This is a genomic window from Lysinibacillus phoenicis (genome assembly GCF_047238325.1).
Lineage (GTDB): Bacteria > Bacillota > Bacilli > Bacillales_A > Planococcaceae > Lysinibacillus > Lysinibacillus irui.
Window position 1 is genome coordinate 1,104,908 of record NZ_JBDFMP010000002.1, and the last position, 22,861, is coordinate 1,127,768.

General features: G+C 37.0%; 22 protein-coding genes and 1 riboswitch. Of the genes, 9 read left to right on the forward strand and 13 right to left on the reverse strand.

Annotated features, from left to right (window positions below; genetic code table 11):
• Position 1 precedes the first annotated feature (1 nt).
• The 4 genes from ABC382_RS07060 to ABC382_RS07075 form a co-directional block, all read right to left on the reverse strand.
• Positions 2-2,038: a hydantoinase/oxoprolinase family protein gene (locus tag ABC382_RS07060; protein WP_312507104.1), complete on the reverse strand. Its 2,037-nt coding sequence runs from the start codon at positions 2,036-2,038 to the stop codon at positions 2-4.
• A gap of 342 nt (positions 2,039-2,380) precedes the next feature.
• Positions 2,381-3,652: an McrC family protein gene (locus ABC382_RS07065; protein ID WP_312507105.1), complete on the reverse strand. Its 1,272-nt coding sequence runs from the start codon at positions 3,650-3,652 to the stop codon at positions 2,381-2,383.
• Between the two features lie 2 nt (positions 3,653-3,654).
• Entirely contained in the window at positions 3,655-5,670 is a 2,016-nt protein-coding gene (locus ABC382_RS07070) for an McrB family protein (RefSeq protein WP_312507106.1), read from the reverse strand.
• A 162-nt stretch (positions 5,671-5,832) separates the two neighbouring features.
• Complete coding sequence (locus tag ABC382_RS07075) at positions 5,833-7,512, reverse strand: formate--tetrahydrofolate ligase (RefSeq protein ID WP_322610496.1); 1,680 nt, start codon at positions 7,510-7,512, stop codon at positions 5,833-5,835.
• A gap of 213 nt (positions 7,513-7,725) precedes the next feature.
• Here ABC382_RS07075 and ABC382_RS07080 point away from each other — a divergent pair, with 213 nt between their 5' ends.
• A complete protein-coding gene (locus tag ABC382_RS07080) occupies positions 7,726-7,926 on the forward strand; it encodes a cold-shock protein (protein ID WP_004269397.1) in 201 nt (66 codons plus the stop codon).
• A gap of 411 nt (positions 7,927-8,337) precedes the next feature.
• On the opposite strand, the gene ABC382_RS07085 is transcribed toward ABC382_RS07080, so the two are convergent.
• Positions 8,338-9,123 carry a VOC family protein gene (locus ABC382_RS07085; protein ID WP_322605705.1) on the reverse strand — a complete coding sequence of 262 codons (786 nt, stop codon included), beginning with the start codon at positions 9,121-9,123 and terminating at the stop codon, positions 8,338-8,340.
• A gap of 157 nt (positions 9,124-9,280) precedes the next feature.
• Between ABC382_RS07085 and ABC382_RS07090 the strand changes: the two genes are divergently transcribed.
• Positions 9,281-9,766 (forward strand): flavin reductase family protein, encoded by a 486-nt coding sequence (locus tag ABC382_RS07090; RefSeq protein WP_274796565.1) that lies wholly within the window; start codon positions 9,281-9,283, stop codon positions 9,764-9,766.
• A gap of 90 nt (positions 9,767-9,856) precedes the next feature.
• Here the strand turns inward: ABC382_RS07090 and ABC382_RS07095 are convergent, their stop codons facing one another.
• From ABC382_RS07095 to ABC382_RS07115, 5 genes are all read right to left on the reverse strand, one after another.
• Positions 9,857-10,012, reverse strand: coding sequence for a YezD family protein (locus tag ABC382_RS07095; protein WP_004269393.1), 156 nt, complete (start codon positions 10,010-10,012; stop codon positions 9,857-9,859).
• A gap of 69 nt (positions 10,013-10,081) precedes the next feature.
• A riboswitch (SAM riboswitch) is annotated at positions 10,082-10,178 on the reverse strand.
• A gap of 170 nt (positions 10,179-10,348) precedes the next feature.
• Positions 10,349-11,443 carry a DUF418 domain-containing protein gene (locus tag ABC382_RS07100; protein WP_322605704.1) on the reverse strand — a complete coding sequence of 365 codons (1,095 nt, stop codon included), beginning with the start codon at positions 11,441-11,443 and terminating at the stop codon, positions 10,349-10,351.
• Positions 11,436-12,029, reverse strand: coding sequence for a TetR/AcrR family transcriptional regulator (locus ABC382_RS07105; RefSeq protein ID WP_274796563.1), 594 nt, complete (start codon positions 12,027-12,029; stop codon positions 11,436-11,438). Before ABC382_RS07105 ends, ABC382_RS07100 begins: the two co-directional genes overlap by 8 nt.
• Positions 12,030-12,133: 104 nt before the next feature.
• The gene (locus ABC382_RS07110) at positions 12,134-12,808 is read right to left on the reverse strand and encodes a phosphopantothenoylcysteine decarboxylase domain-containing protein (protein WP_274796562.1); all 675 of its coding nucleotides are present in this window, start codon (positions 12,806-12,808) and stop codon (positions 12,134-12,136) included.
• Positions 12,809-12,876: 68 nt separating this feature from the next.
• Complete coding sequence (locus ABC382_RS07115) at positions 12,877-13,761, reverse strand: LysR family transcriptional regulator (protein WP_274796561.1); 885 nt, start codon at positions 13,759-13,761, stop codon at positions 12,877-12,879.
• A 134-nt stretch (positions 13,762-13,895) separates the two neighbouring features.
• Between ABC382_RS07115 and ABC382_RS07120 the strand changes: the two genes are divergently transcribed.
• A complete protein-coding gene (locus tag ABC382_RS07120; RefSeq protein ID WP_322605703.1) occupies positions 13,896-14,795 on the forward strand; it encodes a DMT family transporter in 900 nt (299 codons plus the stop codon).
• Between the two features lie 205 nt (positions 14,796-15,000).
• Here ABC382_RS07120 and ABC382_RS07125 read toward each other — a convergent pair whose 3' ends face one another.
• Together ABC382_RS07125 and ABC382_RS07130 are read right to left on the reverse strand one after the other, a co-directional pair.
• The gene (locus ABC382_RS07125) at positions 15,001-15,438 is read right to left on the reverse strand and encodes a general stress protein (RefSeq protein ID WP_274796559.1); all 438 of its coding nucleotides are present in this window, start codon (positions 15,436-15,438) and stop codon (positions 15,001-15,003) included.
• A gap of 191 nt (positions 15,439-15,629) precedes the next feature.
• Complete coding sequence (locus ABC382_RS07130) at positions 15,630-16,070, reverse strand: Dps family protein (RefSeq protein ID WP_274796558.1); 441 nt, start codon at positions 16,068-16,070, stop codon at positions 15,630-15,632.
• 219 nt (positions 16,071-16,289) lie between these two features.
• On the opposite strand from ABC382_RS07130, the gene pepF reads away from it, so the two are divergent.
• Both pepF and ABC382_RS07140 read left to right on the forward strand, forming a co-directional pair.
• Positions 16,290-18,107 (forward strand): oligoendopeptidase F, encoded by a 1,818-nt coding sequence (gene pepF / locus ABC382_RS07135; RefSeq protein WP_313470644.1) that lies wholly within the window; start codon positions 16,290-16,292, stop codon positions 18,105-18,107.
• A gap of 226 nt (positions 18,108-18,333) precedes the next feature.
• Positions 18,334-19,317: an SEC-C domain-containing protein gene (locus tag ABC382_RS07140; protein ID WP_322605701.1), complete on the forward strand. Its 984-nt coding sequence runs from the start codon at positions 18,334-18,336 to the stop codon at positions 19,315-19,317.
• 72 nt (positions 19,318-19,389) lie between these two features.
• On the opposite strand, the gene ABC382_RS07145 is transcribed toward ABC382_RS07140, so the two are convergent.
• Positions 19,390-19,581, reverse strand: coding sequence for a zinc-finger domain-containing protein (locus ABC382_RS07145; protein ID WP_274796554.1), 192 nt, complete (start codon positions 19,579-19,581; stop codon positions 19,390-19,392).
• Between the two features lie 160 nt (positions 19,582-19,741).
• On the opposite strand from ABC382_RS07145, the gene ABC382_RS07150 reads away from it, so the two are divergent.
• The 4 genes from ABC382_RS07150 (at position 19,742) to ABC382_RS07165 (ending at position 22,657) form a co-directional block, all read left to right on the forward strand.
• Entirely contained in the window at positions 19,742-20,134 is a 393-nt protein-coding gene (locus tag ABC382_RS07150) for a ribonuclease HI family protein (protein ID WP_274796553.1), read from the forward strand.
• A gap of 243 nt (positions 20,135-20,377) precedes the next feature.
• Positions 20,378-21,175, forward strand: a complete 798-nt coding sequence (locus tag ABC382_RS07155) for an amino acid ABC transporter substrate-binding protein (RefSeq protein WP_322605700.1) — start codon at positions 20,378-20,380, stop codon at positions 21,173-21,175.
• 67 nt (positions 21,176-21,242) lie between these two features.
• Positions 21,243-21,899 (forward strand): amino acid ABC transporter permease, encoded by a 657-nt coding sequence (locus tag ABC382_RS07160; protein ID WP_274796551.1) that lies wholly within the window; start codon positions 21,243-21,245, stop codon positions 21,897-21,899.
• 11 nt (positions 21,900-21,910) lie between these two features.
• Entirely contained in the window at positions 21,911-22,657 is a 747-nt protein-coding gene (locus tag ABC382_RS07165; RefSeq protein ID WP_274796550.1) for an amino acid ABC transporter ATP-binding protein, read from the forward strand.
• Positions 22,658-22,861 lie beyond the last annotated feature (204 nt).

The following is a 22,861-nucleotide window of genomic DNA, read 5'->3' on the forward strand; positions in this document are numbered from 1 at the left end:
TTTATTTTCCCTCCATCTCTACAATCAGATTGCCGTATTGATCAATTTCAATGGATTGCTTGTCATTAATCACGACTGTAGATGTTGGATTTTCCACAATGGCAGGTCCAGCAATAACATAGCCAGGTACTAATTTTTGTTGATCATAAACATTGACCTCTACCCAACCTGTTCCTTTCACGTATAAATTGCGCTTTGTTTTAATACATGTCGAAGCATCAATATGAGAGAAGTCTAATTCTTTAAACTGAACCGCCTCATCTTTTCCATAAATTGTAAGATGTAAGTTCACTAGCTCAATTGGTGTAGCTGGTAAATCAAATGAAAATTCTTGCTTATGTTTAATGTGGAAAGCCTCTGCTAATTTTTCAAGCCCTTCTTCATTAATTGTAATAGTCGATGCGTTTAATTTAACCGTATGCTCTTGACCTTTGTAGCGTAAATCATAATTAATCTCGAAATAATAATGATCCTTAGCTAAAGGTGCATCTGCATACGCATTGGCAATCGCTTGATCAATGTTTTCTTGAATAGCCGCAAGATGGTTTTTGTCAAAGTTCATTAAACTTGTTTGAATATAATCTTGTCGGTACTCGGTCATCATCATTCCTAATGCAGAAAAGACAGACGAACCATATGGGATAATGACTTTTTTCATGCCCAGCTCTTCAGCTAAGTTAATCGCATGAAGTGGTCCACCACCACCAAAGGCTACCATTGTAAAATCTTCAGGGTCATAGCCTTTACGAATCGAAATCAACTTTAGTGCATTAAGCATATTAGAATTTGCAATATCTAAAATGCCTTGCGCTGCTTCCTCCGCTGATACATTAAATGGTTTCGCAATTGCTTCAACAAGAGCTTCCTCCACTTTGTCAATGGAAACAGGATTATCAAAGTTTTCTAATGACAATCTTCCTAAGTACACATTCGCATCTGTAATGGTCGGCTGTGTATTTCCTAAGCCGTATGCCACTGGTCCTGGATTGGCACCTGCAGAATCTGGACCAACTTTTAATGAACCGAATTGGTCTACACGGGCAATTGAGCCGCCCCCGTTGCCGATTTCTACAATATCCACAACTGGCGTTTTAATTGGATAGCCAGCAAATTTTTCATTTCTTTCAATATAGTAATCTGTTGTGACATTCACTTTGCCATCTGTAATAAGGGAGCATTTAGCTGTCGTCCCACCAACATCAAAAGCGATGATATTCGATTCATTTAAAAGTTGGCCTAATTTCGCTGCCCCAAACATACCTGCTACAGGACCTGATTCAACTAGGTTAATTGGTAGCTCCATCGCTTTATCAAAGCTTGTTGTACCACCATTCGATTGCATAATTTTTAAATGATCTGTAATACCAATCGTGCTTAATTTCTCCTTTAAGCTTTTTAAATACGCATGTGCAATTGGCTTAACATAAGAATTTAATACAGTTGTATTTGTTCTTTCATACTCACGGTATTCTTTAATCGTTTCACTTGAAAGAGTGATATACACATCTGGCCAAATTTTTAAGATTTCTTCTTTTAGCTGTTGCTCATGAATCGGATTTTTATAGCCATGAATCAATGAAATGGCTATCGCCTCTACACCCAATTCCTTAAATTTACGAACGATTTCACCGACTTCCTCGGTATTAAGCGCTTTCATAACATTTCCTTTAAAATCAATTCGCTCATCTATTTCTTGTCGTAAGTAACGCTCTACAAATGGTTCTGGCTTTTTATATTTAAAGTTATATAAGTCTGGTCGATTACCACGGGCTATTTCTATTACGTCACGGAAGCCTTTTGTTGTAATTAACCCGACTACGCCCCCTTTTCTTTCCGTCAGTGTATTAATAATAACAGTTGAACCATGAATAAAAGATTCAATTAGAGAATCCTCCGTAACATGACGTCCTAATACATTTAATATGCCATCCTCAAAGTGACCAGGTGTTGTATGTCCCTTATCAAAATGAAGATTACCTTTTTCATCTGTGAAAACTAGGTCGGTAAAAGTACCGCCAATATCTGTTGCGATTTTCAAGACTTCATCCCTCCGTGTTCCTATAATCGGAACAGTGTTCCGAATTAGAATTAAGTAAATTATATTTAAAAGAAAAAGAAAATTCAATGTATTTTTTAAATAAAAATTCATTTGACAATTATCTTCTATTGTAAAAATCCGCTCTTTCTTTCCAATAACAGAGAACTATTGATAAAAACTACCAAACACATTTATATAAGGAAACTTCTCTTGTTTTTTTATGCAAAAAAAAAGATCCTAGTTTTTTACTAGAATCTTTTTTCAATTAAAGAAATTATTATATTTCGGAATCTGTAGTTTAATTGATCAACTTTTCCAACCAACATTTTTATTTTTCCTTTGTTAATAGCCTATTAAATTTTTTGCTAATGATTTCAATAAAACTTCTTCATTCTTTTTAATCCATTCAAGAGTTTGATGAATGTTAATACTCTGTAAATATATTTTTCCACAGTTCTTAGAAAATTTATTCGTTTCAATTACACGCCTTGTCTGATAATCTATACCTTTAAATACAGGATAAACAATAGTTGCAGTGTAACTTTCACCAGTTTGGAAGTGCTGAGCATAAAATGATAACTGAAATATGTCTTCGGTTGATACTCGTTTGAAATCATATCCTTTATATTTAGTATCAATTACTGTAACTGTATTCTTATTTAAATCATACACAACTATATCCGGGATAATATCACGGTATCTTTCACCTTCTAGCAACATAGCATTCGTAATACGTTTATTAGATACAACTTTAAATGCTTTATGAGCTAAATATTTCTTCAGAATTTCTCCTACAAACCGTTCAAACACTTCATTCATATTTACAAGGAATGCAAAATAATTTGTTTCCTTTTTCATATAATCTTGTAAAAATAGCTTTTCAAAGAGCATTCTGCCAAAGAAATGGCTCATCTTATAATTTTCGTTTAAACGATTTATTACAATATGAGGCCACTTATTTCCATAAAAAGTGTTTGTCAACATTTCAAACTGTGTTCGTAGCTTATGAACATGAAGCTTTAAATGCTTTGGCAATTTAACTATTGTTAACATTTCAAGAACTCTTAGTATTACTTGGTTTTCTATAATATCGTAGATAAGTTCATCATAAACACAATAAATTTTTGTTGGTAAATTAAAGTTTTTCACCATGTTTTCTCGTATGGAAATACGCCCTCGAGCCTGTAGTAAATTACCATACTCTTCGATATAATCCTTTTTTAGCCCCTTAAGTAACAACAATTCTGTTTCTTCAATAAAAAGGTCTACTAAGAGAGTAAATAAATCATTATGCCCTGCTTGTCCTATAGACTGTCGCTCTGACCATTTTGCATTTCCTTTGGCAAACAACATCATATCTACTACTTCTGTAAATGTAGGATCAAACTTTGGTTGAATAATAATGCGTAAATGTTCTAACTCAATGATACCAACAAAACTAGTAGTCCTGATACGTAAACCTTCTCTTAATTCATCGAAATAAAACCGCTGCTCCCAAGGTTTATTATTATGAATTGAAGCAATTTCTTTTAAATAACAGCGTTCTTGATTCGTTAAGTAATATGCTGGAATAACTTGCTCCGTGAATTCCTGTAAAATTATTTCATTCTTCATTATCAATCACCTAAATGACTTTCAAGCGCCGCTATAAAAGCTTCATCATCATCGTTAAATAAAGTATGATTCACTTCTTGTAAATCAATATCTACAAAACTATCTCCTAAAATATCTGCAAGTACACTGAAATTATCAAAGCAATATTCTTGTAAAAGAGGGATAATATCATATTGGAAAATATCTTTTAATTGGCCAACAGAAGAAATTACGTCACCATCTTCTATCATATAAGCATGGCCAATTTGCATATCACGACCTTGCATTTGGATAAGTTTTTTATTCAATGACTTTAAAATTGTAGAAGGAGAAATACTTAATTTATCGACTGAACATTCTAAAATCTCGTAATTTGGCATACATTCTACAAAAGCAAAACGACGTTTAATAGCAGCATCTAGCATTTTAATACTTCGATCTGAAGTATTCATCGTTGCAATAATCGCCACGTTTTCTGGAATCGTAAAGAGCTCTTTACTTTGGGGTAAAATTACTTCCACCCCACGCTTGTCTTTTTCTAACAATGTGATTAACTCCCCAAAAATTTTGGGTACGTTCCCTCGATTTAACTCATCTATAATGAAATAAAACTTTTTTCCTGGTTCTTTTTTTGCCTGATTAATAAATCTTTTAAAAACGCCATCTTGTAAAGTAAATGATACAGTACCATCTTTTTCAGCAGTAGGTTTATATCCCTCAATAAAATCTTCATACTGAAAAGAAGGATGAAATGTACACATTTCTATATGGATTTTCACATTTGAATGTTTTTTCCACTTTAAAAACTGCATTACAGAGTATGTTTTACCTGTACCTGGCGGACCGTATAAAATAATTTGGCCTTTTCGGTTAAGAGCCCTATTTATTTTTCCAAAAAGAGGTGATTCTTCTAAAGTGGGCTTAGTAATAGACTGTGTTCCATTACTTTGTAGCCATTCTTCCATCTGTTTCTTAGGTACTTTCGCTACCGTTACAGTTTTCCAAGCATTTTGAGGTGGAATAACTAACCCTTTTTCAAAAATTTGCGACCAATTCACTCCTACAGTATGGGGATATCGTCCAAAATCTTCGTTATATTTGTAACCCTCTTCATTTACTACTCCAATGCCAACTATTTTCGACGTTCCATTATTGGCAATCACTAGGTCACCTGGCTGTAAATTATAAAAGTCCCATACCTCATTTGCTTTTCTCGTAATAACTGATTTATGTTGATTATAATAGCCTTTTTTAACAAAAGCATTTTTTAACTCGTTAAAATCATTGTATTGTTCGAGGTTACCAAGATCACCCCAACCTAAGGAAATAAAACTATTATCTACACAGTTTTGAAAGTTACTAGCATTATCACCTGGAGCAATTTTATAAACAAATTCAGCTTGCATAAAATGTGTATATAGAAAATTTGAGAGCAACAGCACATCATATTGTTGTAAAGACTTATGTTTGTATAGTTCATTCCGTAAGAGTTGATTTAAATAAAGCGTATCTCTTGTTTTCAACAGATTCTCATCCACTCCAAATTCCTTTAAAAATTTTTTCAGATGAGATTCTTGATAAATCGGCATTAATTTATCTGCATGGTACATATATGATATTTTTCCTCTTAGCATTGAACCCCGATTTAGTAAATTATCATTATCTATTGATACATAGGGTTCTTTCCCCATTACTTCTATCGTTTTAATAATATCTTCTCTAAGTTGTTGCCATGCCTCTTGCTCATTTTTAAATTGTTCTGGGTAAAACCAAGTACCTTCCTTCTTTTTATAATAAATTATATGTTTATTAGCTGATCCTCCCTTGATACTCCCTAAGGAAACCGTATTATATTCTAACCACCAGCTAAAGGAACCTTGAGGCTGCAATCCTAGTGCATATTCTTCAAGCTCCATCTCATGCAAACGCTCTAGTGGGAACTTGAGCAAAAATTCTCGGTGTAACTCTTTTGCCTTTCGAACATATTCTTTTCTTTCTTCAGTAGCAAATTCATGAATTTGTGTGATTATCTTATCCATATATGTACCTCCTCATTAAATAAATAACAATTTTCGCGATTTATTGTATGGGCAAAATCTCAGTTCCTTTTGCTTTTAAATTTTTGGAATTTATAATTTCGAAATGGAAAGCTACCCTTTTTTTAAAGGGTAGCTTTAAGGTCTATCATTATTTTATTGATGTTAGAACAATCCCACCGCATGTCCTTCGCTATCAACATTCATACGTAGCGCAGCCGGTGTTTTTGGTAAACCTGGCATTGTCATAATATCGCCTGTTAGACAAACTAAGAAGCCAGCACCAAGCTTTGGAATAACTTCACGAATCGTAATGGTAAAGCCTTCTGGACGACCGAGTAAACTTGGTTGGTCAGTTAGGGAATACTGTGTTTTTGCCATACAAATCGGAAGAGAGTCCCAGCCAAATTTTTCGATTTGGGCAATTTGTTTTTTGGCTTGATCAGTAAATTGCACATCTTTCCCACCATAAACTTTTTGCACGATTGTACGAACTTTTTCTTCAATAGACTCTGTTACATCATATAAAGGAGAGAAGTTGTTATCTTCTTCTAGCACAGCTAGTACTTGTTCAGCTAGAGCTAGACCACCTTTACCGCCTTCTTCCCAGACATTTGTACGTGCGATACGAACATCATTTTCTTGACACCAGTTAAGAACGGCTTCTAATTCAGCCTCTGTGTCCGTAATAAAACGATTTAATGCAATAATTGGTTCAACGCCAAATGTGCGAACTGTCTCCACATGTTTAGCTAAGTTTTCAATACCTTGTAAAAGGGCTTCGACATTTTCGCCAACAAGCGCTGTTTTCGGAACCCCACCATGCATTTTTAAGGCACGAATCGTAGCTACGATAACAACGGCACTTGGCTTAAAGCCAGCTTTCCGTGCTTTAATATTCATGAATTTTTCAGCACCTAAATCAGAGCCGAAGCCTGCCTCTGTCACCACGATATCCGCTAGCTTACGAGCTGTTTGTGTCGCCATAATGGAATTACAGCCGTGAGCGATATTGGCAAATGGACCACCATGAATAATGGCAGGTGTTCCTTCTAATGTTTGTACTAAGTTTGGCTTGAAGGCATCCTTTAATAATAAAGTAAGAGCACCTTCTACCTGTAAATCTCGTACAAAGACTGGCTCACGCTCGAATGTGTAGCCAATCACGATACTAGCGATGCGTTCACGTAGATCCTCAATACTTGTTGCTAAACAGAACACTGCCATGATTTCAGAGGCTACCGTAATATCAAAGCCGTCCTCACGAGGCATGCCTTGAACTGGTCCCCCTAAACCAACGACTACTTTACGTAGAGCACGATCATTTAAGTCCATTACACGTTTCCAAATAATGCGTCGTGGATCAATGTTTAATGCATTTCCTTGATGGATATGATTATCAATAAATGCGGATAAAGCATTGTTGGCTGTTGTAATCGCATGAAGGTCACCAGTGAAATGTAAATTAATATCCTCCATTGGTATTACTTGTGCGTAACCTCCGCCAGTTGCGCCACCTTTTACGCCCATTACTGGACCTAATGATGGTTCTCGTAAAGCGACCATCACCTTCTTATCTAATTGATGAAGGGCATCTGCTAGTCCTACAGTCACTGTCGACTTTCCTTCACCTGCTGGGGTCGGACTAATAGCAGACACTAATACTACTTTTGCATCCTCGCCCTGAGCTGTAATTTTTAATGGGTCAATCTTTGCTTTGTAGCGTCCATACTGCTCAAGAGCATCCTCTGGAATACCCGCAGCTTTGGCAATTTCCGTAATAGGTTTGATCACTGCTTGACTAGCGATTTCTAAATCTGATAATGGTTGATTTTTCGTTGTCATTTGGCATCCTACTTTCTTTGTTGTTCATTTCCATTATAGTCTTAATTGTGAAAAAAAAGAAAGCCAGATATGCAAGCATTTCGACAATCAATTGACATCTTTGTTCAATTCATGTATGTTCTAAGAGAAAATGCAATTTTTTCACATTTTCTCAATGAGAGCACAACTTATTTAACTTTATTTTACATTCAAGCGCATTGGAGGCGAATGCTTATGCAACAGGGGATCGTAAAGTGGTTCAATAATGAAAAGGGTTATGGCTTTATTGAATGTGATGATGGAGAAGATGTATTTGTACATTTTACGGGCATCCAGGAGGAAGGCTTCCGTACACTTGAAGAAGGTCAAAAGGTATCATTTGATGTGGTAGAGGGTAATCGTGGACCTCAAGCATCAAATGTTGTGAAATTATAACGGTAATGGACTATTAGCTTAGTTCCAAATGGACAGCGGAGCAGGAATGAAATATTCCTTCATCCGCTTTTTTTATTACCAATGGTGGCCCTTTGCAAATTTGATACTAAGTATGTGAAGCATATAGCATGACAAAAGGGAATTACACTTGAAATAATTTCAAAAAAGCTATAAGAAAACTGCGGAACGAAGGGCGGCACTCCTGCGGGAAAAGCGGAAAAGTCGAGATCCTGGACTGAGCGAAGCGAGGGAAGCAGCTCGACCTCACCCGCGGAAAGCGTCCGTCCATTGTGGAAATCAATAGCTTAGCTTTATTTCATTGTAAAAGAAAAAAGACTGTAGGCAAACTCAAAATTCATCGAGTTTGTCTACAGTCTGAATCCATTTCAGCATATGAAGTGGATATTGTAATTATCGATTAATCCAATAAAAAGCGCCAGGACATACTAATGTTTCCTTTGTTCGATGAGGATCTTTTAATGTCACACCAAATGGCCCTTCTTTTATATGACCAAGTGTCATAGCTACTGCAACCTCTTCCTCATAAAAATCCAATCGGATATTCGGGAGCTGTAACGAGATGAACTGCTCATGTTGCACAGGCTCTGGTAGCTGCAATACCTCCTGCCATAAACGAACTGTTCTTCGTATATCCTTGACATACAATTGGATTGATTCCATTGTAATCGCTTGTTTTGTATCAATAGCACCGCTTGTCACTAATTGTGACAGACGTTCCTCATCTTCCTCTGCCCATTCAATTAAAAATGGAAAATCAATGAGAAGATCTGGTTTGCCAAAATGGAGAAGCTTCCACTTCACAACAGTGCCATCCGGTCTTGTTCGACTGCAAGCATCCGGCCCATATACATCATAACCTAATGCTCGTAAGCGTTGACCCTCTTCCTCAATTTTTTTGGTACGCAAGGCTATTCGTGAAAATCCTTGGCGCTCTTGATCACGTTTAAACGTATAATGTAAGGAATATGGGTATTGTGCCGCCTGCTCAAATAAATCACGATCATAGATAGCAATTTGTTCAATATAGCTTAAGCCAAAGTAGCTTAACGTATTATAAGTCCCCCACATCGTGTGCTGCCCACCATTCACTGTGTGGACATTTCGTTTATTGAAGAAAACCTTTATATTTTCTGGTGATTCCACTTGGTGAACCAGGTGATCAAAATATAAAGTCATGGCAATTCCCCTTTCTTTCCCCATTACCTTTACCTGTATGTTTAATTGGTTTAAAATTTACTCAAGAAAAGGAGTTACTAGTAGGATATGAAAAAAAAGTTCATTTTACCTACTTACTCCGTGAACTAATTTATATTAATAAAGAGGTGATATTTGAATGACAGATCAAGTAGCTGCTTTTAAATTGGCATTAGGTAATTACCCTACAGGCGTTACAGTTGTCACAACAAGTCATGAAACAAAACCTATAGGCTTAACCGTCAATTCCTTTGCATCTGTTTCAATCGACCCGCTCCTTATTTTGTGGTCACTCGATAAAAATTCTCAGCTTCATTCTTATTTTACGAATGCTTCTCATTTCGCGGTCAATATTTTAGCAAGCGACCAAGAACATTTATGTACACTATTTGCCAGTAAAATCCCTGATCGTTTTGCACAGGCACAGTGGTCCACTTCATCTTTAGGTCTACCGATTTTACATGATACAGCAGCTATTTTACAATGTAAAACGTTTCAGCAAATAGATGCTGGCGACCATACCATTTTTATTGGGCATGTGCAAGACATTACAAACGGGCAAAAAGAACCGTTACTATACCATCGCCGTCATATTGGGCAAATACCAAAAAGCTTTTATAGTTAATTTTTTAGACAAAAAAAGGGCCACTTGTAAGCAAAGGAAATCCTTCATGCTTATTGGTGGCCTTTTGACATCGTTCAACTGAAATCAATGTTATTTTTTCTGCGGAAATCTCTGTTTTTCAAGCCTATTAATTTGCACAATAACACCATCTTGGATCGTAATATGCACTTCACCAAATTCAAGATTTTGAATTGCCTTGGCAATTGCCTCTAATTTTTTATCATCTACCTTTACTGATTGAGCCATACGATACACCCCTTCTTTTTCATTCTTGTTGTACAAAAGAGGCCAACGCATCAAACTGATTGATAGCCCCTCCTATCTCTCAGATACCATCTGTTGGATTTGGCACCTAACTTTTCGGTTGCCGAGGCTTCGTTGGGCCAAGTCCCTCCACCTCTCTTGATAAGAGTACTGCGTTTCTTGACAATAATTCTATAATTCTACTATACGAATGTCAATATAAAATATTAGAAAACCTAGCTGAATACTTTGTAATATCAATCTTCTACGTTTGTATGAGTCGATATGAATGTATTTTATGCCAAATCAGTAGTAAATAGATGACTACTCTCAAACTTTTTAATTGGACCATTTTCTCAAAATGAGTTCAATTGGACCACGTTGATGGATAGTCCTCCACCATATCGAAAAAAACACACAGCCTAAAAAATAACAACATGCATAGAGCATTGAAAAAACGACTGTTAGATTATTCGATAAATCGAAAACTTCTAACACAGTGATGCCAATAAAGACATGGCCAACATAGTGTGTTAAGGACAATTGACCCGTTTTAATGATTGCTTCTATTACTTTATTTTTGAAAGTTTCTACAAAATACATACAACCTACTATTATCACAATAGCCGAAGCCGAATTTGATAGAACATACATTATATTTGGTGGAATTGGTCCTGTATCAAATAAATACAACGCACTATCATGATCTAAGAAATATTTTGTCGAGAAGTGAATAATCACCTTTGAAAAAATTTCTATAATCACTCCTAACAAGATACCTACCGTAACTAATTTCTTTCTTAATGCCCTATTGGTTAAATCTAAGGTACCTACAATCATCCCAATGAGAAAAAAAGATATCCATGGAAAAACGGGGTGGTAGCCATTAAACAGTAAATTTCTCATAAAACCTTCTACCGTCCAAAAATCTATATACTCTAATAAAATATATTTTGGATGCCACCCAACTAGATAATTGAATTGGATTTGTAGCCATTGGGAAACGATTATCACCGCACTAATTGTAAAAAGCATGGTTTTCTTTGAAGTTGCTATCAACAAAGCTGCAAGAAACATATAAACACCGTAATAATGTAAAATATCTCCCGTCCATCCCACCACATATAAAACCATCCCAACAACAAACAAAAAAAGAGCTCGCTTCCATAAAGTTAACTTACTTTGGCGAATAAGAATTGGGTCCTTTGCTTCCCTTGCTTTCCGCGTCATCAGCGCAGTCCCTATTCCTGCTAGAATGACAAATAGTGCAGAGGCGCGCCCCTCAAAAAGACTTTGCAATTGAATGAGCCATTGTGAACCATTGGCAGTTGAACCTGAAATAACGCCAAAGTTTACAATAAACATACCTAACATTGCTAATGCTCTTGCAAAATCTAAGCCCTCAATACGACGATGACCAAGTTGCTTATTCATCTTTTCCCCCTTGAATGACGCTATGTACTGCCTCCCTCCAAATAGCCTTATAGTTCAATTGACTACCAGTTAACATAAAATTGCCAATATTATCATAGAGCATGGCTAACATGTGGGCTTTCGCTTCTATGTTGGCATTTTCATCTAACACCTCTAGTTGCACTGCGTATTGAAAAATATCATAAAATCTTGCTAAATAATCTGATTGAAGCTCTAATAACTGTTGCATGTAGTGGTCGTCGCGAGCGGCTAATAACAAATACTGACTAAATATTTTATTAAAATAAGGATCTTTGTCCTGTTCATCAATTGACTTATAGCCAATCTTCAGTAATTTCTCAATGAAATTGCTTGGAGATAGCTCCTTGTAATCAACAACGATATCATATTGAATTTCTTTATAAAGTTCCTCAAACAAAAAAGAAATTAATTGATCCTTTGATTGAAAATAGTAATAAATAGCTGGTTTTGATATGCCGACCTCTGCTGCAATCATAGCTAAGCTCGTTTTCTCAAATCCTTTTTCTGCAAACATCACATAGGCAACTTCTAAAATTTTTTGAAAGGTTTGTTCTCTATTTCCCATAAGGGCCTCCTTTTTTACCGACCGTTAAGTAAATAATATACGAAGATCCAATTTTTCACAACAAAAAAACTGTGCAGAAGTAAACCCTCTCCACAGTTCTCCTTTTAATCCCCCTGTAAACAGTCCATTAGAGCTTGAGCTGTCTGTTGCTTACCCATCACCTTGATCGGCTGCCCTTCAGCAGGCACAATCCAATGAGGCTCGTCCCCACCATATAAAGATTGTGAGCTGTTAGCTACCATAAATTGTGCATTGGCTGTTTCCATGCGTAGTTTTGCACGAGCAAGCAAAAATTCCTCATCATTCGTCGCTTCCAGCTTAAAGCCTACTAACGTTACATTTGGTTGCCAGCCTTTGATTTGACCTAAAACTTTTGGTGCCTTTTTAAAATGAATAATCGGTGGTTCGTCAGAAGGCATTTTGCCCGCTTCCTCCATTAAATTCCCTGATTGATCATACACTTTGTCTATGACCCAATCGGAGCCAGCAGCAGCCATAATGACGATATCGACTTGTTGTTGTTGGACAGCATGACGAACTTTTTCTCCTAAATCCTCAATGCCTTCAAATTTAACCAATGTCATTTTATCTTCGTTTTCTGGGAGCTGGGCAAAGTAACCATGCATGTATATGACAGTCGCACCAGCAGCCAGTGCTGCCTCTGCTAAATAACAGCCCATTGTCCCCTTCGATAAATTCGTGTGCCCTCGTACACGATCCCATTTTTCAAGTGTTCCCCCACTTGTAATGAGTACGGTTTTGCCTAGTAATGTCCCCATACACTCACCTAGTTTCTAAAATATATACAAATACTATTTTAACGTAATGGTACGATTTGCTTCAATAGCTACGATGGAAGGGAGCTGTTTTGCTCTTTTAACCATGCACTTAATATTTCAGCAAATTTCTTTGTCACGGGTGAAGCATGGTGTTTCATGGCAATACCAATCGTTCGGTAGCCACCTTGCTTTAATGGAATCGCTTTCAATGTTGGCGGTAAATTTTGAATGACCAATTGGGGTAAAATACTAATCCCTAAATGGTGTGAAATCATAGATAGAATTCCTACTTCCTCAGAAAGCTCAAAGCGTATATTGGGCTTTACATGATATTGTTCTAACAGCACTTTTACATCATTTGTCCCTTTGTAAGAAGTCATGATAAAAGGCATATCCTCTAGGTCCACAATATCAATTTCTGTCTTATGAAATAATGGACTTTTATGAGAAACAATACATAATAAAGGGTCTTGCTGTAATTCCATAAATTGATACTGTTCCGACTTTTGCCCATTCAGGAATCCTGCCTCGACTTCACCACTTAGAAGCCATTGTTCAATTTCGTAATAATCCCCTTCACGTAACTCCACTTGTATCCCAGGAAATTGATGATCCATAATCTGAATAATTTCAGGCATCCAATTCGAAGAAATACTTGAAATAACACCAATACGTACCTTACCTCGTGTAACGCCGAGAATATGCGCTGCTTCCTGCTGCAATAACTCCTGTGCGTCCAAGACCTGTCGCATCGCCCTAAGCATTGTCTGTCCTTCACTTGTTAGTGTGACACCTACACGACTACGGTGAATAAGGGCAAAGCCAAATTCTTTTTCTAAACTCGATACGGCATGACTCACTGCAGACTGTGTTAACCCTAGTGCATCCGCTGCTTTTGTAAAACTTGCTACTTCTGCTACCTTTGTTAAAATCTCATATTTTACTAAGCTCATTCGCCATCCCTCTATGTACATGAAATTTTTTAATCCTATTCATTATAAACATTCGTTTTACTAATCACAATACAAGATATATAGTAATTTTTAGTATAAAAACTGTTTTAGTACACAGATGGTAGGTGAACATAATGAGTATCCAAGGAAAAGCAAATGTATTGATGGTTATTGTCACAATGTTTTGGGGACTATCTTATACCTTTATGGTCATGGGGCTTGAAACATTGGCAGTTTATAATGTGGTGGCATTACGTTGTATCATCGCATTCTTCGTAGCAGGACTTATTTTTTATAAACGGATGATCAAAGTAAATGGTAAAACATTAAAATATGCGGCTATTCAAGGATTTTTATTATTCATTGTGTTCGCGTTAAGTTTATTTGGTCTACAGTCCACCTCCGCTTCAAATGCTGGCTTTATTTTAAGCCTAACTGTTGTATTAGTGCCGATTTTCAGTAGTTTCATTGAAAAAAAATTACCATCGAGAGCGGTTAGCTTTGCCGTTATTTGCACGATGATTGGTATTACAGTATTAACAGCACATGGCTCGTTCACCTTTCAAAAGGGTGACCTATTAGTAGCAATTGCAGCATTATGTTATTCAATTTATTTACTTTTAAATAGCTCCTTTACACGAAATGTCGAATCGATTTCATATGGTATTTATCAACTAGGTTTCGCTGGACTTTATGCACTAATTTTAACATTCATATTAGAAACACCAACGTTGCCAGATTCAACGACATCTTGGATTGCGATTTTAGGTCTTGGAATCATTTGTAGTGCGTTCTGTTTTGTCGGCCAAACTGTTGCACAACAGTACACATCTGCTACACATACAGGTCTCATTTTTTCTTTAGAGCCTATTTTTGCAGCCATGTTCGCCATGATGTTTATTGGTGAGGGCCTAACGATGAAATTAGTCATTGGTGGTAGCTTTATTCTAATCGGTAATTTAGTTGCCCAATTAGAGCATTTTCACGTATTGCGTTATATCAAAAAGGATTCACAAGAAAAAGTTATACAATAGAAAGAGTGGTCCCCGTGATCACTCTTTTTTCTTTGGAGAACATTCAGCTATTTTTGCTCACAACCGATAGTATGTAAGGAAAGTGGATAGTAGCTCATCAGCTCCCTTGAAAGAAAGCAGGCGAATAGAAATCAACGCCTCTTTTCGTTCTTTTTTCTACAACAAAAAAACAGAGTGATCAATTGAAATCACTCTGTTTTTCACTTTATAAAAATCTTCTATATTGCTCGGCCTCGATCATACGCTCTTGATTTCTTAAGCGCTCCTCTTGTTCAGCAGCTGTCTCTGGATGTGTTTGTAGTGTATCCAGATCATCATCATGTTCCGCATACAAGACAATACTCCCTTGCTCAACAAGATGCGAATAATAAGCGATTTGTCCCTCGGATAGATTAAATCGTTTTAAGCCCTCTGTAACAGCTGAGTCACCTGTAAACCAAGATTTGAATTGGTCTACCCAATTACCCGCTTCATGCGTTTGGACATCAGCGTCCCATTTTACGTCCTCAAACTGTTGCGGATCTTTCGCAATAATATGGATATCCTCTTGTTGGTAACCTTCTAACCGCATACTTTCTAAAATGTGAAGCATTTCATTTCTCGTATGGGCCACCTCAATTTTTGGGTTTTGTTCATTCATCATGTTCAATTCCTCCTAATTTATATGGCTTACTAGGTAAATACCCGTACAGAACACAAACAAACACGTTTTACCAAACTGTAATAATTGTTATGATGCTTTAAACCCTGTTATTTATTTGTCATGTGGTGGCTCAAAACAAAAAAAGCATGCTGGAGAGTAATTCTCCAACATGCTCTTTCTTACTACGTTATTTATTTGTCTAAGAAGGCTTTTAACATCCAAGTATGCTTTTCAAGGGATTGATACATCGCATTAAGTAAATCCTCTGTACGATCGTCCCCTTCTTCAGCTGCTAGCTCCATAGCGGAATTTAATGCTTTCATTAGCTTTTGGAAATCCGAAATTGTCGTTGCTACCATTTCCTCTGTTGTCTCATTTCCTGTCGCTTCCTCCACATAGGATAGCTCTAGATGTTCTTTTAATGTTGCCACAGGCTTGCCATCCTTTGAAAGAATACGTTCTGCTATTTCATCTAAATTCAGCGTTGTTTCATTATACAATTCTTCAAATTTTGCATGCAGTGTAAAGAACGCGTGCCCTTTAACATACCAATGATAATTGTGCAGCTTCGTATAAAGGACAGACCATGTAGCCACTAGCTTATTTAATTGTTTGTTTAAGTTTTGTGTCATAATGTATTTCTCCTCCAATGTGTCAATTGTTCTAGCCCTTAGTATGCGTTACAACTTATGTTGGCTATACACACATTGTTCCCGCCCGACAATATTTCAAACATTCTTCATAAGAATTGACCTTCCGCAAGAATATTTCAACTATTCTATTAAATTATTTCACTTTCCGAAATAGTTTCGTTATAATGAAATCACTTACATGTAAAGGGGTGTTCATAAATGGAAGTTTTACCATTAAGAAAAGATGTTGCAGTAGAAGAAACATGGGATTTAACACATTTACTAAAAAATGATGCTGATTTTGAACCTACTTTAGCGCAACTGGTTGACGATGCACTTCACTTTGAGCAGCAGTATAAAGGTACCATTACAGATGCACAAAAAGTAATTGACGTGTTATCTGCTTTTGAAGAGCTACAAAAGAGGTTTGTTCCGATTGGCACATATGCAAGCTTAAGCCTCGAAACAGATCGTACAAATGATGTAGCACAAATGCGTGCTGCGAAATTTAGTACTGCTATCGGGAAAGTCAGCAGTGCCCTATCGTTCGTACGCTCAGAATTACTGGCGTTGGATGAAGCAATTTTACAGGAAGCAGCTGCATCAAGCCCTCTTTACAAACGTTATCTAGAGGAACTGTTAAAGCATAAACCTCACCAGCTTCATCCAGAGGTCGAAAAAGCACTTGCAGCATTTAGTGCCACATTTGATGCTCCATACGAAACATACAATACGACAAAATTAGTGGATATGAACTTTGGCGAATTTGAAGCAAATGGCGAAAAACATCCACTAAGTTTTGTCTTATACGAAAATGACTGGGAATTTGAAGCCAATACAGATTTACGCCGTGCTGCCTTTAAGGCCTTTTCAAGTAAGCTCCGTGATTACCAGCATACAACAGCACAAGTGTATAACACGCATATTCAACAAGAAAAAACAATGGCTGACCTGCGAGGCTTTGACTCTGTCATTGATTATTTACTATTTGACCAAGATGTGGACCGTTCACTTTATAATCGTCAAATCGATTTGATTACGAAAGAGCTTGCTCCGCATATGCGTCGTTATGCCACATTAATTCAAAAAGCCAGTGGCATCGACCATATGACCTTTGCGGATTTAAAAATTGCGCTTGATCCAGATTATGACCCAAAATTATCAATGGCTGAGGCCAAAGAATATGTTGATAAAGCATTAGCAGTGATGGGTGATGATTATAATCAATTAATGGATAGAGCCTTTAATGAGCGCTGGATTGACTATGCGCCCAACAAAGGAAAATCAACAGGAGCATTCTGTTCAAGTCCGTATGGTAGCCACCCCTATATTTTAATGTCATGGAATGAACGCATGAACGAAGTCTTTACGCTTGTTCATGAGCTAGGGCATGCTGGCCATTTCGCAAATACGTATGAACACCAATCTTATCTTAACAGCCGACCTTCCCTTTATTTTATTGAAGCACCGTCGACTATGAATGAAATGCTGTTAGCCAATTATTTACTCACACATAATGATGATCTACGCTTTAAGCGCTGGGTGATTTCAAACATTGTTTCAAAAACGTATTATCATAACTTTGTTACACATTTACTAGAAGCCGCATATCAACGTAAAGTGTATGAATTAGTGGATGCTGGTGAAGCTGTCAATGCAACCATTTTAAATAACTTAAAACGCTCAGTTTTAGAAGACTTCTGGGGTGACACAGTCGATATTACTGAAGGTGCTGAACTTACATGGATGCGTCAGCCTCACTATTATATGGGCCTTTACCCATACACATATAGTGCTGGTTTAACGATATCTACACAAGTATCTCAACGTATTTTAAAAGAGGGAGATACAGCAGTCCAAGAATGGCTAGCTGTGTTACAGGCCGGTGGAACAAAATCTCCCGTAGAGTTGGCACAAATGGCAGGTGTTGATATCACAACGGACCAACCGCTTCGTGATACCATTGCCTATATTGGTCATTTAATTGATGAGCTTGAACGCCTCACACTAGAAATAGAAGCGGTACAACAGCAATAGATTCAATAGAAAACGATACTGCGCTTTAAAAGTGCAGATCGTTTTCTTTTTTAGTTCTAAGTAGAAAAATCCATACATATACTAGAATCAGGGCGTCCCTCTACATTTTTTAGATATTTCAAAATAGACAATCATTTTTCTTCATACAAAAGTACCGTTATTATTAATAGTACGCAAATTATTTAGCAATATACGATTAACAATGATTAAAGGAAGTGTTCTAATTATGGTAAAACGTAATGATCCATGCCCATGCGGTAGCGGCAAAAAATATAAAAAATGTTGTGAAGGCAAACAGCAAGTAACAGTGGAAACAGTACAAATCGAAGAACTAGAGCGTGTGCTACAAACATTTTACTTAGAATATCCTGATCGTAAAGATGTTCGTGCTTATATCGAGCATGTGGGCACATGGCAGCCTAAATTAGAGAGCGTTTTACAGCGTGAGCTGATTGAAGCTATCGCGTTAGACGACTTTTTCTTCCATCAAGAGCCATCTATTTGGAAAAGCTACTTAAAGAAAACAAAGAAAAAGGCTGTAAGACCTTCTACAGTTAAAGTACTTGAAAACTGGTCTCAGCCGACTTTATTTATCGGTACAGTATCTGTTGTTGAAGAAAAATATTTCAAAGCTAATCATTCCCTTACAAATGAAGAGCTATATATTCGTCGTGAAAATGACAAACCAATTCCTGAAGGTATGCATGTATTTGCCTTTATCTTACCAGACGGAACAAATAAATCGACACATTATTTAGCTGTGTCTACATTGATTTTCTTCCCTGAAGATCATGCGAAAGTATTTGAAGAATTCAAGAAAAAATTTGAAGCATCAGACAAGAAGGTTGGCACATTCTTAAAAGAAGAGCATCTTGCCTTCTGGGAGTTACTTGTATCCAATGGCTATAAAGGTGAGGAATTCACAAACTTTGAGAGCAATGTCCTAACACAAGTGAAGGACTTCTTAGAGCAAAATGATCGTGAAACAGCACCGATACTTGAGCTATTAGAGGACTATCTAATTGAAGGTCAACCAACTGCACGCAAAGAAGCAGCTATTGCAGCTGGTGCCATTCGCTATGGTCAGGAAAAGGAGCTGTTCGAGTCCCTTTCGATGACAGTTAAAGAAATCGCCGCGACATTTGATATTTCTGCTTCTTCTCTGACAAAGTATTACCAAGATTTAAGCAGCTATGCTGAAACGAAATAAACGTACAATTAAAGAAGCTACATGTTTAGCGTATTGCTAAAACATGTAGCTTTTTCTAATGTGCATGTAATCTTATTTACTATAAACTTTCAGAAGCTCTTCTCCTAAAAACTGTAGCTTTTCTCCAACTGAACAGGCCTCAATACAGAAACGATGAGCCCCTGGTTTACCACGTTCTTTACGCAATTGCTTGATGACTAAGCAATCCGCACAATACGTATCATGCAGTTCGTCAATATCCTTCATAACCGTCACTTTATCCATGTTGAACTCTCGCTCCTTCCACGTCCAAAATTCACTTCCTACTATTATGAAGCGTTCGATTTGAACAAGCAACTATTTTGTTTGTTCCATTTTTTACGGGCAATGATTCCCCTCCTTGTTGTACAATTAGAGGGAAGACACATTGCAAAGTAGGGATGTTATGTTAGAAGTTTATATCGATGCTGCCAGTGCAGGAAATCCTGGTCCAAGTGGTATTGGACTTTTTATTAAAGGGGAAGGCCATCATATCCAAATTAGTGAATATATCGGTGAAACGAACAACCATATCGCCGAATTTACAGCATTAGTACGCGGACTTGAAGAAGCGCAAAAACTAGGCTCTTCCCTTGTATCCGTACGCTCCGATTCCAAAATTGTAGTTGCTTCTATGGAAAAAGAATATGTCAAAAATGAGGAATTTAAACCTTATTTAGAAAAAGCTTTAGCACTCTCCACAAACTTTGATTTATTCTTTATCAAATGGGTGCCTGATTCACAAAACAAAGCAGCTGATGCATTAGCACGAAAAGCGATCCAAAGCAAAAATAGCTAACACCATTTCAGGGGACTGTCCTTCATGAACAGTCCCCTTTTCTTTTTCCTGTTTACTCAAATAATTACTATCCCCCAATTCACGTTTTTTATGAATGTCAACTTTTTTATAAAAAATGCTAGAACATGCAGCTAATTTTCTGATTAATCCAAAACGATATTGACATTGATTAAACACGGTGATATCCTTTAACACATTAGTAGTTTAGCAAGTGAAAGTGATAGATTATAGGGGGAAACACGAATGAAACGTATAATAACTTTATTCATGATGCTAACAGCAGTCATTGTTTTAGCAGCATGTGGTTCATCGAAAGATAACAAAGCAGGAAAAGACGAAACAACTGCTGATCAAGAAAAGATTATTATTGGTATTGACGATAAATTTGCACCTATGGGCTTCCGAGATGATAAAAATGACATCATTGGGTTCGATATTGATTTAGCACGAGCAGCGGCTGATCATATGGGTGTCGAAGCAGAATTCCAACCAATCGATTGGAAAACAAAAGAGGCTGAATTACTCAGTGGACGTATTGATTTAATTTGGAACGGTTATACCATTACAGATGAGCGCAAAGAAAAAGTATTATTTACAAAGCCTTATCTCGAAAACGCTCAAGTTGTTATGACAAAAGCAGATTCAAAGATTTCTAAACTAAGTGATCTAGCTGGACAAGAAGTCGGAATTCAATCCCTTTCTTCTGCATCCGATGCATTAAACGGTCACCCAATTCACAAAGAAGTAAAACAAATTACAGAGTTTGCAGATAACGTTTTAGCTTTATCCGATTTAAAAACAGGCCGTATTGATGCCGTTGTCATTGATGCTGTCGTTGCAGAATATTACATGACACAGGAGCCTGATACATTCAAATTATTAGAGGAATCACTGGCACCTGAACAATACGGAATTGGTGTGAAGCCAGGCAATGAAGCATTGTTGGAAAAACTACAGGCCGCATTAGACAAAATGAATGAGGACGGTACGTCAGCTGACATTTCAACAAAATGGTTTGGTGAAGATAAAGTATTAAAGTAAGGACATGATACAACATCTGTAAGAGTTTCCTTAGTGAAACTCTTACTCTTTTTGGAGGGACATCGTTATGGCGGATTACTGGCAAACTATGATATGGCCGATGCTAGAAGGTGCGAAAATGACGGTTTTACTGTTTATTATCGCTATTGTGGTATCGATTCCATTAGGCTTTTTACTAACTCTTGCGGTAAAAAGTCGCATTAAACCACTCGCATGGCTTGCACATACGTATATATATATCATGCGTGGTACACCACTTTTACTACAATTATTATTAATTTGTTTCGGTTTACCTATGCTACCAGTAATCGGTGAATATTTAGTGCTCGATCGATTTGTAGCCGCTTGTCTCGGCTTTATTTTAAATTATGCTGCCTACTTCGCAGAAATATTCCGTGGTGGTCTTCTAGCTATTGATAAAGGACAATATGAGGCAGCACAGGTACTCGGCTTATCTAAATGGCACACAACAACACGTGTCATTTTGCCACAAATGTTCCGCGTTGCTTTACCAGCTTTATCCAACGAATCAGTTACACTCATAAAGGATACAGCCCTGCTCTATGCAGTAGCAGTTCCAGAATTACTGCATTTTGCCCAAACCGCCGTGAATCGTGATTTCACAATTATGCCTTTCTTTATCGCTGGCGCTATTTACTTAGTTATGACTCTTGTCTTAACAATGTTCTTTAAAGGGCTAGAAAAACGCTTTAAATTTGAATAGAGGTGACACAAATGGCATTGATGGAAGTAACAAACTTGAAAAAATCCTTCGATCAGGTGGAGGTTTTAAAACAAATTACATTTACAGTTGAGAAAAACGATGTCATTGCTGTCATTGGTCCATCGGGATCTGGGAAAAGCACAATGCTTCGGAGCTTAATTTATTTGGAAGAAATTGAGGGAGGGAGTATTTTAGTTGATGGTGATTATCTTGTGCGAAATGGAAAATATGCTAAACCACAGGACATTAAAACGATAACAGCTAAAATGGGCATGGTCTTTCAACACTTTAACCTATTCCCCCATCTAACAGTTCAGCAAAATCTCGAAATGGCCCCGCGCTTATTAAAAACTGAGTCGTCTGAAGCCATTACGAGCCGTTGTCTAGATTTGCTGAAAAAAATTGGGCTTTCCGACAAAGCAAACGCCTACCCTGCCAATCTTTCCGGTGGTCAAAAACAACGTGTTGCAATTGCCCGTGCCTTGATGTTGAATCCTCAATTACTATTATTTGATGAACCAACTTCAGCCTTAGATCCTGAACTAACGGGCGAAGTCTTAAAAGTCATGAAAAGCTTGGCAGAAGACCAAATGACAATGATTGTCGTCACTCATGAAATGGGCTTTGCCAAAGAAGTAGCCAACAAGGTTGTCTTTATGGATGGTGGAGACATTATCGAAACCGGTCACCCAGACAACTTCTTTACCAACCCACAAAACGACCGCACAAAAGCGTTTTTACAGAAGAATCTTCATTAAATTGAATGGAGAGCTTGTATATGCAGCTCTCCTTTTCTCTCACTATTAACATTCCGCTATCTAGGTTATTGGTCTAAGAATACATTTTGTTATGTAAGTCCAAACGAATTAAATTTTACACTATTTGAAAAACACCATATACCCATGTTATAATTCTTAGTGAAGAAGTATATAAATTTAATAAGACCATTCGGTGTGTCAGCA

Bases quoted from the DNA above. Each gene is read 5' to 3' on its own strand.
- ABC382_RS07110 (WP_274796562.1), bottom strand. From the start codon at position 12,808: ATGGGGACATTACTAGGCAAAACCGTACTCATTACAAGTGGGGGAACA.
- ABC382_RS07090 (WP_274796565.1), top strand. From the start codon at position 9,281: ATGACAGATCAAGTAGCTGCTTTTAAATTGGCATTAGGTAATTACCCT.
- ABC382_RS07130 (WP_274796558.1), bottom strand. From the start codon at position 16,070: ATGACACAAAACTTAAACAAACAATTAAATAAGCTAGTGGCTACATGG.
- ABC382_RS07145 (WP_274796554.1), bottom strand. From the start codon at position 19,581: ATGGATAAAGTGACGGTTATGAAGGATATTGACGAACTGCATGATACG.
- pepF (WP_313470644.1), top strand. From the start codon at position 16,290: ATGGAAGTTTTACCATTAAGAAAAGATGTTGCAGTAGAAGAAACATGG.
- ABC382_RS07095 (WP_004269393.1), bottom strand. From the start codon at position 10,012: ATGGCTCAATCAGTAAAGGTAGATGATAAAAAATTAGAGGCAATTGCC.
- ABC382_RS07070 (WP_312507106.1), bottom strand. From the start codon at position 5,670: ATGGATAAGATAATCACACAAATTCATGAATTTGCTACTGAAGAAAGA.
- ABC382_RS07100 (WP_322605704.1), bottom strand. From the start codon at position 11,443: ATGAATAAGCAACTTGGTCATCGTCGTATTGAGGGCTTAGATTTTGCA.
- ABC382_RS07155 (WP_322605700.1), top strand. From the start codon at position 20,378: ATGAAACGTATAATAACTTTATTCATGATGCTAACAGCAGTCATTGTT.
- ABC382_RS07125 (WP_274796559.1), bottom strand. From the start codon at position 15,438: ATGATGAATGAACAAAACCCAAAAATTGAGGTGGCCCATACGAGAAAT.
- ABC382_RS07150 (WP_274796553.1), top strand. From the start codon at position 19,742: ATGTTAGAAGTTTATATCGATGCTGCCAGTGCAGGAAATCCTGGTCCA.
- ABC382_RS07105 (WP_274796563.1), bottom strand. From the start codon at position 12,029: ATGGGAAATAGAGAACAAACCTTTCAAAAAATTTTAGAAGTTGCCTAT.
- ABC382_RS07140 (WP_322605701.1), top strand. From the start codon at position 18,334: ATGGTAAAACGTAATGATCCATGCCCATGCGGTAGCGGCAAAAAATAT.
- ABC382_RS07080 (WP_004269397.1), top strand. From the start codon at position 7,726: ATGCAACAGGGGATCGTAAAGTGGTTCAATAATGAAAAGGGTTATGGC.
- ABC382_RS07065 (WP_312507105.1), bottom strand. From the start codon at position 3,652: ATGAAGAATGAAATAATTTTACAGGAATTCACGGAGCAAGTTATTCCA.
- ABC382_RS07115 (WP_274796561.1), bottom strand. From the start codon at position 13,761: ATGAGCTTAGTAAAATATGAGATTTTAACAAAGGTAGCAGAAGTAGCA.
- ABC382_RS07075 (WP_322610496.1), bottom strand. From the start codon at position 7,512: ATGACAACGAAAAATCAACCATTATCAGATTTAGAAATCGCTAGTCAA.
- ABC382_RS07120 (WP_322605703.1), top strand. From the start codon at position 13,896: ATGAGTATCCAAGGAAAAGCAAATGTATTGATGGTTATTGTCACAATG.
- ABC382_RS07085 (WP_322605705.1), bottom strand. From the start codon at position 9,123: ATGACTTTATATTTTGATCACCTGGTTCACCAAGTGGAATCACCAGAA.
- ABC382_RS07165 (WP_274796550.1), top strand. From the start codon at position 21,911: ATGGCATTGATGGAAGTAACAAACTTGAAAAAATCCTTCGATCAGGTG.
- ABC382_RS07160 (WP_274796551.1), top strand. From the start codon at position 21,243: ATGGCGGATTACTGGCAAACTATGATATGGCCGATGCTAGAAGGTGCG.